Annotated in this window: 6 protein-coding genes; all 6 read right to left on the reverse strand. The window is 44.0% G+C overall.

The features are described from left to right. Nucleotides 1-73: 73 nt before the first annotated feature. The 6 genes from VK664_RS26240 to VK664_RS26265 all read right to left on the reverse strand — a co-directional run bounded on the left by VK664_RS26240 (nucleotide 74) and on the right by VK664_RS26265 (nucleotide 14,372). Nucleotides 74-343: a hypothetical protein gene (locus VK664_RS26240; protein WP_461401727.1), complete on the reverse strand. Its 270-nt coding sequence runs from the start codon at nucleotides 341-343 to the stop codon at nucleotides 74-76. Then, on the reverse strand, nucleotides 319-720 hold the full coding sequence (locus VK664_RS26245; protein WP_461401691.1) for a DoxX family protein: 402 nt from the start codon (nucleotides 718-720) through the stop codon (nucleotides 319-321). The genes VK664_RS26240 and VK664_RS26245 overlap by 25 nt, the downstream gene beginning before the upstream one ends. 144 nt (nucleotides 721-864) lie before the next feature. Then, the gene (locus VK664_RS26250) at nucleotides 865-1,863 is read right to left on the reverse strand and encodes a PorP/SprF family type IX secretion system membrane protein (RefSeq protein ID WP_461401692.1); all 999 of its coding nucleotides are present in this window, start codon (nucleotides 1,861-1,863) and stop codon (nucleotides 865-867) included. A 9-nt stretch (nucleotides 1,864-1,872) separates the two neighbouring features. Next, a complete protein-coding gene (locus tag VK664_RS26255) occupies nucleotides 1,873-10,377 on the reverse strand; it encodes a kelch repeat-containing protein (RefSeq protein WP_461401693.1) in 8,505 nt (2,834 codons plus the stop codon). Nucleotides 10,378-10,622: 245 nt separating this feature from the next. Continuing rightward, complete coding sequence (locus tag VK664_RS26260; protein ID WP_461401694.1) at nucleotides 10,623-11,870, reverse strand: formylglycine-generating enzyme family protein; 1,248 nt, start codon at nucleotides 11,868-11,870, stop codon at nucleotides 10,623-10,625. A 69-nt stretch (nucleotides 11,871-11,939) separates the two neighbouring features. After that, nucleotides 11,940-14,372 (reverse strand): bifunctional serine/threonine-protein kinase/formylglycine-generating enzyme family protein, encoded by a 2,433-nt coding sequence (locus tag VK664_RS26265; RefSeq protein WP_461401695.1) that lies wholly within the window; start codon nucleotides 14,370-14,372, stop codon nucleotides 11,940-11,942. Between the last annotated feature and the right edge of the window lie 76 nt (nucleotides 14,373-14,448).

Consider the following 14,448-nt stretch of genomic DNA (forward strand, 5'->3'; position numbering starts at 1 on the left):
GGTGAGTTGGGTTATGAGTGACGGGTGGAATGATGGGTTTTTAGTAATGAGTCGATTATGGTCGATTAGTTTTTTATCCGAAAGTAAATGCAAATGCTTCGACGCCGGATCCCAAAAATTCGATGGTAAACAACCGGTCATTGATTGGCCCTGTTTGCCTGATCAACTGGTAAAGTCTTTGATCGCTCAGCATGCCATAGCCCTGTTCATTGATGTCGACGCCATGCGACGGTCCTGGTGAAACTCCGTCGATCAACACACAGAAGCGAATATTTGACCCGGACCGGGACGGACCCATAACAAGATGAAGATCCCGGATTATGCCATCGTTGTCTGCCTTAATTCAGGATTCTTAGGCGCCAGTTTTTTCCAGAAAACATATGAAAGTACTCCAAGCAAAATCGGCAGTAAAATAAATGCTACACCAGGATCTACTTTTTTCGCAACAGCTATAATAGAATAGATAGCGCCGGTCAGGTCGAAAAATAAGCCTGCATAAGCCCATTCCTTTGCCTTAGCAAATCCCGGAATCAATATAGTTATTCCACCTACCACCTTTGCCAAACTTATAAACTGGATAAAATAGATCGGGTAACCAAGATATCCGTTCAAAAAATCTACCGACTGTTTAGATGGCTCAATTCCAGGTATGCCGGACCATATCATAAATCCAGCGAAAAGAATGGTAAAGATCCAGTAGAGTAGTTTTGAGCGTTTCATAATTTTATTTTTAGTTTTTTGTCAACTCAAAAATAGGTGAGTTATTGAATTCACAACCTGTTGTGTTACGCCAAAACTGGGGGTGATTTGCGACAATCTCTATTGAACAGTTCTCATTCTGTCACCTTAGTATCAAAATTAAGATTAATACCAGGGTAGAGCTTCTTTAAGTTCGTTTTTATTGGGAGCAGTAAACATCAAGGTAAGCTCATACCCGTTTCTCACCTCAGCCCCCGTTTTTTTCGAAGAAGTTGTGTAGTCATAGGTAAAACCCACCTGGAAACCATTTTTGTGGAAGCCAACATAGGGGATTAAGGCGTCGTTCAAACGGTACCAGGCGCCAAACCTGATATTGTTTTGTTCACCTTCATTTAATTGTATTCCATAAGCCACACCAAGTGTTGTTGAACTGGCCTTTGCCTGTTGCATATAAGTAAACGAAGTATAAATTGTGCCGGTTGTACCTGAGTGAAACTGGGCACCGCCCTGCAACACAAATCTTGTCGGCATTTTAAATTCATCAACAAACACATTATCCTCATGCTTAAGAATGTTATAAGCCGAAGCACCAGCAAAAAATGAAACGTTTTCACCTTGTGCCCTATATAGAAGGCCTGTGTTAAGATCAAAATAGTTTCTCCTGAAATATTGGAAACTCTCACCGATTGGTAGAGCCGGGTTATAACCTGTTCCTCCGAATTGAGAATCAAAAGACAGTTTATTAAAATCAAGTTCACGTTGATGATAAGTACCCTGGAAGCCAAGTCCCAGGCTATGCACTTTATCCGCATCCAATCCAACATTATAAGCTGCACTGAAACCCACTGCATTTGTAATAAGCGCTCCATTTAATGCCTGGTCATTCATAACGTACAGGCCTATCCCAGCCTTATGGCCGTCAGTAAGTTTGGATTTAAACGGGCTTATGTCTGCCGATATATACCCGGTCAGGTATGGGCTGCCACCGGAAAGCCCCTGCGCCCTGAAATTAGATGCCAACCTGTAAGGCCCTTCCATCACCCCGGTATTTGCGGGGTTTGTAAGAAGGGGTGTACTAAAGAACTGTGAGAAGTGATATGATTGTCCACTTGCTCCTGCAGAAATTAATAGTACGATGCTTAGAAAACTTAAATAATGTTTCATGTTTTAAGTTTATCGTATTAAGACTGTTTTACCACTTGTCCTTATTGTCTTTCCATTATTATCAACGCATTCAAGTATCCAGCTATAAGTCTCCATTGGTTGACGGACTCCCTTGAATGTACCTTCCCATCCTTCGCCAAGCAGAGTTGTCTGGTAAACCATTTGTCCCCATCTGTTATACACTTTAAAGTATCTGAATTGTTTCACGTTGATGAACTTAGGGCTGAGCTTATCATTTGTATTATTGTTATTTGGTGTAAAGGCCTTTGGCACAAATATGACTGTTTCAACACAAGAGTTTACCGTGAGGCTAACTGTGTTGCTTGCTTTTATGCTGCATGCACCATTGTTAATCGTAACGCTATACTTTGCAGATTCTGTAGCTGAATATGTTTTACCTGTAGCACCGGTAATGAGTGTATCATTACGGAACCACTGGTATGATACCCCATCCGAAGCGGTCAGCACCTGGCTTGTTCCTGCACAGATCGGATCAACAATAGCAGGAGTGATGCTTCCAGGTGTTCCTGCAGGAGAAGCAATATTTACAGTAACGTCTTTGGTACAACCAGCAACATCTTTGACAGTCACTGTATAGTTACCGCCTGGGAGATTATTGAAGGTAGCAGATGAGCTATATTGGCCGTTGCCAAGCTTGTAAGTATATGGAGCTGTGCCACCACCAGCAGTGATTGTTACAGAGCCGCTGCCGCCTGAGCAAGGAACATCCGTTTTTGTTCCTATCGTGGCGGTTAATGTATTATTCAACTGCCCGATAATTACCTTTACATCATTTGTACAACCAATTGCATCTTTCGCTGTAGCAATGTATTCACCGGCAGCAAGCTCATTGAAAGTTCCGCTGGATTGGTATTGGCCGGTACCTAATTTATAGGTAAATGGTGCTGTACCACCCGCTGCTGCAATAGTTACTGAACCAACATTACCACCGGAACATGCCACATCAGTTTTAGTGGTTACTGAAGCTTTGACCGTATTGTCTGCCTGGGCAATGGTTACGGGCACATCACTTGTACAACCAGCTGCGTCTTTTACAGTAACTATATAATCACCACCAGCAAGATTATTGAATGTTGCAGATGACTGATATTGGCCAGTACCAATTTTATAAGTCAATGGAGCTGTTCCGCCCGATGCTGTAATAGTAACAGATCCAACATTTCCACCTGAACATGGCACATCTGTTTTACTGCCCACAGATGCTACAATGGTATTATTCGCCTGCGTAATCTCTACAGATGTATCTTTAGTGCAGCCAAGGGCATTTTTTACAGTTATCACATAAGTGCCAGCTCCAAGTCCGTCGAATGTACCGCTGGCCTGATAAGTTCCGGTTCCCAGTTTATATGTAAATGGTGCAGAACCACCGCCGCCTGCAACGGTTACTGAACCGGTGTTGCCACCTGTGCAGGGAATATTTGTTTTTGATACGATGGTCGCGGTAACAGTATTATTTATTTGTGTGAGTGTTACGGCCAGGTCTTTTGTACAGCCTACAGCGTCCCTTACTGTGATGATATGGTTACCTGCCGGCAGGTTATTAAATGTAGGCGACGATACAAACTGTCCGCTGCCGAGTTTGTATTCATAAGGGGCAGTTCCACCACCAGCGGTCACAGTTATAGAACCGATATTGCCTGTTGCACATCCAATATCCGTTTTGGAACCAAGAACAGCTGTAACTGTATTGGGGATCTGCGTAATGACTGATGTTATATCTTTTGTACAACCACCTGCATCTCTTACCGTGACTGTGTAAGAGCCTGCCCCTAAGCCGGTGAACACGCCACTTGCCTGGTACAAGCCGCTACCCAACTTATATTCATAAGGTGCTGTTCCACCTGTGGCTGCTACTGTAATTGCACCAGTACCGCCTGAACATGGAATATCAACTTTGGAACTAAGGGTGGCCGTTACAGTATTTGCCAGTTGCACGATGGTTACAGTTGTATCTCTCGAACAACCTGTTGCATCTCTGACGGTGATTATATGTTCACCAGCCGGAAGGTTATTAAAGGTAGATACTGCTCCAAACTGTCCACTGCCCAACTTATAGGCATAAGGTGCTGAACCACCACTACCGGTAACGGTTACAGAACCAACATTGCCACCAGCGCATGGAATATCAGTTTTTGAATTAATAGTGGCGACAATAGAATTGGCTAACTGCACTATAGTTACTGGCAGATCTCTTGAACAACCTTCTATATCCTGAACTGATACTATGTAGTTTCCTGCAGGTAAATTACTGAAGGTCGGGTTTGCGCCATATTGACCTGTACCAATTTTGTATTCGTATGGACCTGTACCACCACCGCCGGTAATAGTTATTGAACCAGTGCTGCCACCTAAGCAGGAGATATCTGTCTTAGATGCAAGGGTAGCAGTAACTGTATTGTTTAACTGGGCAATGGTAACAATAAGGTCCTTGGTACAACCGGCTGCATCTCTCACAGTAATTGTATAGCTGCCTGCAGACAAGCCAATAAATACACCACTGGCTCTATACTGAGCTGTACCTAATTTATATTCGTATGGTGGAGTGCCGCCACTTCCAGCAACTGTTACAAAACCAGTGCTTCCACCTGAACAAGGCACATCCCTTCTCGCTACTACTGTTGCATCTACAGTATTATTGAGCTGGGCAATGTTTACAGTTAAATCTTTTGTGCAACCGCTGGCATCTCTTACTGTTATTACATGAGCACCCACAACAAGATTATTGAAAATACCGCTGGCCTGGAATGCACCATTACCTGTTTTATATGTATAAGGAGCTGTACCACCACCACCGGCAACGGTTAAAGCACCGATATTGCCACCAGAGCATGGTACGTCAGTTTTTGACACCAGGGTGGCCGTAACAGTATTGGTCGCCTGTGCAATTATTACAGCAATATCTTTTGTACATCCATTGGCATCTTTCACACTAATGGTATAACTACCGGTAGCAAGACTGCTGAATACACCGCTAGCCTGGTAAGGTGCCCCTCCTATACTAAACAGGTATGGAGCTGTACCACCGCCGCCTGCAACAGTTACAGATCCTGTTCCCCCTGTGCAGGGAATCTCCGTGTTGGAAGTAACTGTAGCGGTAACAGTATTGTTTGTCTGTATGATTGTAACCGTAACATCTCTGGTGCAGCCATTAGCATCTCTGACAGTTGCGATATAATCACCTGCTACAAGATTGTTGAATGTTGGACTGTTCTGAAATGCTCCCGCGCCAAGTTTATATGTGTATGGTGGATTGCCACCGCCGCCGGTAATTGTTACAGAACCCGGACCTCCTGCGCAAGGGACATCAACTTTTGAAGCTATTGCAGCCGTTACCGTGTTTGCTACCTGGGCTATGGTCACTGCGATATCACGGGTGCATCCGTTAACATCTCTGACGGTAACTGTATAACTGCCACTTGCCAGCCCTGTAAAGACTCCGGTTGGCTGATACAAGCCATTATCAAGTTTATATTGATATGGTGCTGTACCACCACTTCCGCTTACACTCAGTGAACCAAGATTACCACCCGAACATGGTACATCAGTTCTTGCAATTAATGTTGGAATGACTGTATTTGGCAAAGCGACGATACTAACGTTTAAATCCCGGGTACAGCCAAGTGCATCCTGAACTGTTATCAGGTAATTTCCTGCCGGAAGATCAGTAAATGTTGCACTTGCCTGGTAAGCACCTGTGCCAATTTTATAATTATAAGGTGCAGTACCGCCCCCGGCAGTTATAGTTACTGAACCCGTTCCACCGGTACAAGGAATATCTGTTTTAGATCCGACAATTGCTGTCAGGGTAGTTGCCAGTTGGGCAATAATAACAGGAGGAATATTGGTTATACAACCAACGGCATCTCTTACGCTAATCGTATAGCTGCCAGCAGGGAGACCTGTGAATTCACCGCCCGGCTGGAATAAACCGGTTCCTATCCTGTATTCATATGGTGCTGTTCCGCCGCTTCCTGCAACTGTTACGGAACCTGTGCCACCAACGCAAGGAATATCAGTTTTTGATAACACCGCTGCAGTTACTGTATTTGGTGATTGTGTTATCGTTATACTGGTATCTTTTGTACAACTGTTTACATCACGTACGCTTACAGTATAAATGCCAGCTGCAAGCCCGGAGAATGTTCCGTTAGGTTGATAAATGCCTGTTCCAAACCGATAATTATATGGTGCGGTACCACCAGTACCAGATACTGTGAATGAGCCGGTGCTGCCAGGTGCACAGGTGAGATTAGTATGTGCACTGAATATCGCGCTGACCGTATTGTTCAGCTGTGCAATCGTTACGTTTACAGTATTTGTACAACCAGCAGCATCTTTTGCAGTTATAGTATAGTTGCCAGCAGCAAGATTGCTGAATGATGCTGAATTCTGGAAAGCGCCTATACCAAGTTGATAAGTAAATGGACCTGTTCCACCCGCACCCGCAACTGTGATGGTACCTGTATTGCCAGCGCATGCAACATCCGTTTTGGAAACCAGGGAAACTGATACTGTATTTACTGCTGCCGCAATTGTAACACTTAGATCCTTGATACAAAGGTTTGCATCACGGACATGAACATCATAAGTGCCTGCTGCAAGTCCCGGGAACGATGCGCCTGTTTGATAAGCTCCGGCGCCAATACTGTATTGATATGGTGCAGTGCCACCACTACCGGTAACTGTTATTGAACCGGTATTTGGTCCGGCACAGGTAACATCTGTATGGGTCGTTGTTCCGCCAACGGTATTGGCGATTTGCGTTATGGTTACATTAGCCGTGTTTGTACAACCATTTGCATCTTTTACGATAACGGTATGTGGTCCGACAGCCAGGTTTGTAAATGTTCCGGAGCTTACAAACGCACCCGCACCATCCAACTGGTAAGTATAAGGTCCTGTTCCACCACCGCCTGCAACAGTTACAGCACCGGTGTTACCACCAGCGCATGATACATTTGTTTGACTGGTAATGTTGGATGTAACAGTATTTACAGCTGCTGCAATCGTAACACTTAAATCCTTGATGCAAAGATTTACATCACGGACATGAACATCATAAGTGCCTGCTGCAAGTCCCGGGAACGATGCGCCTGTTTGATAAGCCCCCGCACCAATACTATATTGATATGGTGCAGTGCCACCACTACCGGTAACTGTTATTGAACCGGTATTTGGTCCGGCACAGGTAACATCTGTATGGATCGTCGTTCCGCCAACGGTATTGGCGATTTGCGTTATGGTTACATTAGCTGTGTTTGTACAACCATTTGCATCTCTTACAATAACGGTATGTGGTCCGACAGCCAGGTTGGTAAATGTTCCGGAGCTTACAAACGCACCCGCACCATCCAACTGGTAAGTATAAGGTCCTGTTCCGCCACCGCCTGCAACAGTTACAGCACCGGTGTTACCACCAGCGCATGATATATTTGTTTGACTGGTAATGTTGGATGAAACAGTATTTACAGCTGTTGCAATCGTAACACTTAAATCCTTGATACAAAGGTTTGCATCACGGACATGAACATCATAAGTGCCTGCTGCGAGGCCCGGGAATGATGTGCCTGTTTGATAAGCCCCGGCGCCAATGCTGTATTGATATGGTGCAGTACCACCACTACCGGTAACTGTTATTGAACCGGTATTAGGTCCGGCACAGGTAACATCTGTATGGGTCGTTGTTCCGCCAACGGTATTGGCTAACTGGGTGATGGTTATGTTAGCTGTGTTTGTACAACCATTTGCATCTCTTACAATAACGGTATGTGGTCCGACAGCCAGGTTTGTAAATGTTCCGGAGCTTACAAACGCACCGGCACCATCCAACTGGTAAGTATAAGGTCCTGTTCCGCCACCACCTGTTACTATTACTTCACCTGTGTTACCTCCAACGCATGATACATTTGTTTGACTGGTAATGTTGGATGAAACAGTATTTACAGCTGCTGCAATCGTAACACTTAAATCCTTGATACAAAGATTTACATCACGGACATGAACATCATAAGTGCCTGCTGCGAGGCCCGGGAATGATGTGCCTGTTTGATAAGTTCCCGCACCAATACTATATTGATATGGTGCAGTGCCACCACTACCGGTAACTGTTATTGAACCGGTATTTGGTCCGGTGCAGGTAACATCGGTATGTGTGGTTGTTCCATCAACAGTATTTACAGCTGCTGCAATCGCAACGCTTAGATCCTTGATACAAAGATTTACATCACGGACATGAACATCATAAGTGCCTGCTGCGAGGCCCGGGAATGATGCTCCGGTTTGATAAGCTCCGGCGCCAATACTATATTGATATGGTGCAGTGCCACCACTACCAGTAACTGTTATTGAGCCGGTATTTGGTCCGGCGCAGGTAACATCGGTGTGGGTTGTTGTTCCGCCAACGGTATTGGCGATTTGCGTTATGGTTACGTCAGCCGTGTTTGTACAACCATTTGCATCTTTTACGATAACGGTATGTGGTCCGACAGCCAGGTTGGTAAATGTTCCGGAGCTTACAAACGCACCGGCACCATCCAACTGGTAAGTATATGGCCCGGTTCCACCACCACCTGTTACTATTACTTCACCTGTGTTACCTCCAACGCAAGATATATTTGTTTGACTGGTTATGGTTGAAGTGACCGGGGGAGGAACAGGGGCAACTATAATCGCCTGCATCGTACTCAGACAGAGATTGTCATCTCGCACGATAACCTGGTAACTACCAGGAACGAGGCCTGTAAATACATTCGGTGATTGCCAGTTAACCCCATTATCAATCGAATATGTAAAACCAGTTCCTGATCCACCACTAGCCGTAACCGTTATACTACCGGTCGGTATTGTGCAATTTGGTTGCGTAGTCGCAGCTGTAAACGCTACTTCCGGATTAATTGTAACAGTTGCTGAGTTAGCTGCCAATGCCGCACATACAACACCAGGGTTAAGCATTACAGTATAAACGCCGGAAGCTGTTGCAGAATAAAGAGAATCAGTAGCCCCTGCAATGGGAGATCCATCTTTATACCATTGATAGGTATAATCTTTTGTGGCGTGTAACAAAACCGAACTACCAAAACAAGTATCCACTGCAGCAGGTGTTATAGTACCAACCGGTGGTGTACAATCCAAGGCCCCATAAGTCATCATGTCATTAAATTGGACGTCCGTTCCGCCCACCGTTGCAGACCCGCCAAACATCCATAGATTTCCATTGTTATCGACCCAGGTCGTTACTTTGGACCTGTTGCCGGGCTTGGTTGAAGGTGACGATATTCCTTTCGTTACGTGTACCGACGCCTGGTCAAATCCCTTATCCCCACTTATCCAGGACCAAAAGCCCCCAATAATATTATATCGCCACAAATCACTGTACCGACCATCATCACTGTCTAAACCACCGTATAAATAAAGGGTATTGCCAACAACCCAGCTATTTGCATTCTTCCGGTTTCCAGGATGACTTCCTAGCGCTTCGATACCTAACAAGCCGTATGTAGTAGGAGCATCGGCAACCTTAGACCCGCTCATCCAGGTCCATGTTTTTGCACTTATATCATATTTCCATAAATCACTGCCTACTTGTCCCGACCCCATCGGTGTAAACACAACATTGCCACCATACATCCAGAGATCACCGTTTGAACCCGTCCATGCAGTAGCGCCAAATCTGCCTCCCGGATTTCCAGGTGGAATATTTATTCCAGCTATTAAATTATAAACAGGCACAGTCCTTAAATCCTGATCACCGCCTTCCCAGCTCCATTGCTTTGATGATAAATTAAATTTCCAGAGATCATTTTGATAGGAAGCATCTCCCGGACCAACACCGCCATAAAGCCAAAGGTTTCCATTTCCATCAGACCAACCAACCGACGAATGTTTTCCGCCGGGAGTATTTGCAGCTGCCGGAACACCTAAAGTCCCAAAAACTGCGGCTGTATTAGCAGTTTGGGAGCCAGATACCCAGGTCCACATTGAAGTTCCAGGATCGTATTTCCATAAATCACTCAGCGCCTGGTTGGCGCCACCCATTACTTTATACCCACCAAATAACCAGAAATTACCGGTTTCGTCCTTCCAGCTTAATGTCCTGCTATCCCTTGATCCCGGCCAGTTACCAGGACCCGGCACGCCTATGCTTCCAAAAGTTCCATTAGTTTCAGTGACCGTATTTTCACCACCAACCCAGGTCCAGAGACCGGTCAACGGATTGTATTTCCATAAATCATTGAGATAACCACTTGCACCTGTGCCATCAATTCCATGCCCGCCAAATAACCAAAAATTGCCGGCTGCGTCGGTCCATTTTCCGGCAGCATTGCGCGCTCCGGGTTTATTTCCCGCAGCTGCTATTCCTTTTGCACCATAAACCCCAGGCTTATTCGGCTGGGATTCGCCATCAGCCCAGGTCCAATCACTGGAGGGGCTCACCTGTGTATAACCGGAAGTTACTCCCGCAAGGAAGAGAAATGTAAAAAGAAGTTTAGACAAGCAACACTTTATGTAATCCCGCATGAAAATTTTGTTAGTTTGGGTCGATTAATGTTAATTCTATCATCTTTTATTTTTTGATGAAGAAGAAACATATAAAAGGATGGATTTTGCCGGATCTGACTCCGGCAATGCGGTTTATCTATATAAAATTTGGATCTAAGTCGCGCGGTTGCTTAACAGGATGGATTTACTAATACTATACGTAAAATTTTTAAACACGAATTCGTTTGCAGTAAGAAACATTAATACTGCACCAATCTGAAACCGATATATTTTTCTTTTTCTTTTGGATCAAGATCATGTAATGCCACAAAATCTTTATTGGCATAAGTGCCGCCACGTACTATTTTCCTTGTTCCCGTCGGCGGACCGGAAGGATTTACCAGGTTCTTATTGCTTTTAAGGTATTCCAAATCGTACCAGTCGGCACACCATTCTGCAACATTCCCCATGAGATCATAAGCGCCAGACCTGTGTGGTATCCTCGTTCCAACAGAATGTGTTTTGCGTTGGGCATTGTTCTCATTCCAGGCTACGTTGTCTCCATACTTCGGGCCACCTCTTTTGTCAATATATTCACGAATGTCCTGCCTTACTGCATAATCCCATTCCGCATTGGTTGGCAGCCGGAATTTCACATCAGAAGTCTCATTCAGGATCCGGATAAAATCCTCAATCTCGTGCCAGCTTACATTCTCAACAGGACAGTCACTGCAATTTTTGTTCTCACTGTGGTTATAGCCCATAACCTGTTGCCATTGTAGCTGTGTCACTTCAAACCTGCCCAGTGAAAATGGCGCAACCATCACAGAATCTTTCGACTTTTTTCCTGACGATGTTTTAGGGTCGTCTTTTTTATATTTCCCACCTGAAAGTGCTACCATATTGGCCGACAGGTCACTTATTGTAAGTAAAATAGTGTTACGGCTAACATAAACCGGCACGGGTTCAGAAATATCTGCCTTATCAATTTTGATAGTATCAAAAACAGTTGGCTGCACATTAGCAACGGCAGTAAATGCAAGGCTATCTTCCAAACCTTCCACGGCGGGACCTAAACCAGACATCGGAATGTTGACTACCTGGTTATTGCCAAGAATAGTAATGGTTGTGTTATAAAGCTCCCTGGTATTTTTACTTTGCGCGAGCAATTTGTGCTGGCCAAAATCAAGTGGTATTATTTTCGGTTCATCCTTTACCAGTGTACCAAACCACTTACCATCAATTTCAAGCAAACAATCTTCTGTAGCCGAAAAGATAATTTCCAGTTTTTGGTCAACCTTTACTGATTGCGGCTTTGGAGCATCTTCCTTCGGACGTTGCGTATTCCTTGTAGTTTTTGCCGAAACTTTGGGAACCGTATTTGGAATAGGTTTGGCAACTTCTCTTGGAGGATTTTTTTTCGGAATAAATTTTTCAGGCACCGCCTGCGAATAGCCAGCCGTGAAAAAACTTCCGATACACACCAACAGTAAAAAATATTTTGTCATCAGCTTTCAGTAATTAAGACTGTGGTAATTTTATGGGTAACGGGCCATTTATAATAATTTTTACCTGGCTTATTGGATCGATCTGCAAATCCTGAACCCAATATTTCCACCACGTGTTGTTTCAGGGTAGGCCATCCTGAATGTGGACCGGCACATAAGATCCGGTGTAAACCAGGAGCCTCCCCTGGCAACCTTCTCTGTACCACTATCCGGACCAAAACTGTTTTCAGGTTTTGCAACTGAATAAAACTGTTCGTTATAATAGTCATAACACCATTCCATAACATTTCCGCTCATATCGTAAATTCCGAGTTCATTGGGTAACTTTTGCCCAACTTTAGCAAGGTTCTGTTTTGAATTTTCATCATACCAACTTACCAGGTTAACGGTATCGCTGCCGCTGAACCTGTATTCCTTTGAATTATTTCCTCCCCTGGCTGCAAATTCCCATTCAGCTTCTGTCGGTAATCTGAAAGCCAGTTTGGTTTCGTTTGAAAGCCATTTGCAATAATTCATCGCATCTATCCAACTTATATGAATAACAGGTGCGTCCATATTTTTTACTTCGATCAGTTTACCGTAGATATCATTTGTCCAGTTAACGTTTTCCCCTTTTACCCACTGACCTTGTTTATAAATCCAGCTAAAACCCAGCGAATCCGAAGTAGTCTGATACCTGGTCTCGGTTATAAAATGGGAATACTCTCTTACAGTTACCTCATATTTCCCAATCAGGAAAGATCCAAGAACTACATTGTGAGCCGGTTTTTCATTCTCCTGTGCATCACTGGCCTTGCTTCCCATGAGATAAGATCCTCCGTCTACAAGTATCATTTCGGGAGTTTCAAATGATGTATTTGCTGCAGAAACCTGGGATGCCTTGTTCGGCTTGTTTACAGGTTGAAAAATAAACTTCTCCAGGAAGAAAAAACCACCAATCAAAACCAATCCCAGGCCGACAAACAACAATATTTTTCTACGTTTTCTTTTTTGTATTTGTATTTTTTTGTTTGATGGACGGTTTAGCGGGGTAAGCGGGGGTCGGATAACGGGCCTGGGCCTTTCCGGATCTCTGATTGGCTCTTTGGCAGGCAAAGGGGGATCAATATCACTTGTGACTGGTGGTTTGAGCACAATGTCCCCAGGACCTAAACCACGTTCCGTTTCATTACGAGCCTCCCTGGGTGGGATAACATAAGCACCTTCATTTGAATTTCTTGAATCTTTGGGCCCGGTAACATGTTTGTCTTCCACTCCAAAGCGCCCGATAGAAGCAGGTTTCTCTTCCGGATCAATACGGATGATGGTAACAGGCTTTTCGGGAGACACGATACTCGTACTGGTAGCAGCCGTATCAGGCAATGGTTTTTCCTCACTGATTATCCTGTTACCGGCCATTGGCATCTCTTCAGACGGAATTCGTTTGTTCAGACCGGATCTGTCTTCCACATCAAGCCGGTTAACCGGAATAGGTTTTTCTTCAACAATTTTGCGGTTGACGGGAGCATATTTATCTTCGGAAACCTTTTTATTGGTAACCGATTCATAACCAGGTTGTATCGGTTTAATTTCTTCTTTTTTGTTTGAGTCGTGTTTTATATAATGCCCGTTGGTGTTAGCCTTTTTATCAACAGGCTTTTTATCAACAGTTGCTTTTACATCCGGGTATTTTTCAAAAATTCTGATCAGTTCATTTGCATTCTGAACCCGTTCAGATGCATCCTTAACGATACACTTGTTTACGATTTCTTTATACTTACGTGATAACTGGTTAAACTGTGCCAGGGGAAATTTGTAAAGTATATTAGACATTACTTCACCTTCACTTGTGCCGGTACTTACACTTCCGAATAACTTGTTGTTTGTTACGGTCTCATAAACCATCAGACCAAAACTCCATAGATCAAGATTGGAAGTAATCAGCCCACCCATTCCATATCGTTTAGGATTGAAATGTTCAGGGGGCATATATTCGATAGTGCTCATTACAGCAGCCGATCTGGGATTTGACGGATCTGAAAGTTTAGTTATTCCAAAGTCGATGATCTTGGCTACCGGCCCGTCCTCTTCAATAGTGATCAGAACATTCTGTGGCCTTAAATCGCCATATACGATACCATGTTTGTGTAAATAGGAGAGGCCCATCAAAATATCAACAAACAATTTGTCTATGTCATTTGGATGAGTTTTGATATAGTTTTCGAAATTTCCCGCTTCGAGATATTCCATTACTGCCACTACAACGTTTTCCGACTCACCTAAAATGTTTTTAGTAGACAATAATTCAACCTCATAAATCTTACAGAGATTTTGATGCTCCAGTTTGCTTGCCTTTTGTATTTTGCTTAAGATTTGATATTTTGCAGAAGCTTCAGCAGTAAAAAACTTCAACGCCACTGTTCTTTGGAGTAAAACATCTTCAGCTTTGTATATGCGCGAAAATACACCATTACCTAAAAGATCAAATTTAGGTTCGAACTCATATCTCTTTTGAAAATCCATTTCGTCTAAAATATCTGCTTTATTAAGGTCAATGGCTATCGTCCCACTTTCAAGAAATGGACAACCAGTTCAACCG

Source organism: Flavitalea sp., assembly GCF_035489435.1.
Lineage (GTDB): Bacteria > Bacteroidota > Bacteroidia > Chitinophagales > Chitinophagaceae > DATHKG01.

What these genes read in the sequence shown, in the direction of transcription:
- VK664_RS26245 (WP_461401691.1), bottom strand. Translation starts at nt 720, where the DNA reads ATGAAACGCTCAAAACTACTCTACTGGATCTTTACCATTCTTTTCGCT.
- VK664_RS26250 (WP_461401692.1), bottom strand. Translation starts at nt 1,863, where the DNA reads ATGAAACATTATTTAAGTTTTCTAAGCATCGTACTATTAATTTCTGCA.
- VK664_RS26260 (WP_461401694.1), bottom strand. Translation starts at nt 11,870, where the DNA reads ATGACAAAATATTTTTTACTGTTGGTGTGTATCGGAAGTTTTTTCACG.
- VK664_RS26265 (WP_461401695.1), bottom strand. Translation starts at nt 14,372, where the DNA reads ATGGATTTTCAAAAGAGATATGAGTTCGAACCTAAATTTGATCTTTTA.